The organism is Massilia hydrophila (assembly GCF_020208145.1).
In the GTDB taxonomy this organism is placed as follows: Bacteria; Pseudomonadota; Gammaproteobacteria; order Burkholderiales; family Burkholderiaceae_D; genus Telluria; species Telluria hydrophila.
Map to the genome: position 1 here is coordinate 1 of NZ_JAHYBX010000047.1, position 474 is coordinate 474.

Here is a 474-nt window from a genome sequence, read left to right on the forward strand (position 1 = left end):
GCTCAAGGACAAGGGCTCGGTCAGCCGCGGCTGGATCGGCGTGCAGATCCAGCCGGTGACGTCTGACATCGCCGACAGCCTCGGCATGAAGAAGGCCGAAGGCGCGCTGGTGGCAGAACCCCAGGCGAACGGTCCGGCTGCCAAGGCCGGCATCGAGTCCGGCGACGTGATCACTTCGGTCAACGGCGAAGCCGTCAAGGACGCCCGTGAGCTCGCCCGCACCATCGGCGGCCTTTCGCCCGGCGCGACCGTGAAGCTCAACGTGCTGCACAAGGGCCAGGACAAGGTCGTGAACCTGACGCTCGGCCAGCTGCCGAACACGGTCGAGGCCAAGGCCGACACCGACAAGGACAGCGGCAAGGGTGCGAGCCGCGGCACCGACGTGCCCAAGCTCGGCATGACCGTTGCGCCCGCCGACTCCGTGGCCGGCGCCGGCAAGGAAGGCGTCGTGGTCACCGAAGTCGATCCGAAGAG

General features: G+C 68.6%; 1 protein-coding gene. It reads left to right on the plus strand.

Features of this window, described 5'->3' with window-relative positions:
* Positions 1 to 474 (plus strand): S1C family serine protease (locus LE190_RS21425; protein WP_225240607.1); only part of this gene is annotated, 474 nt, incomplete at both ends.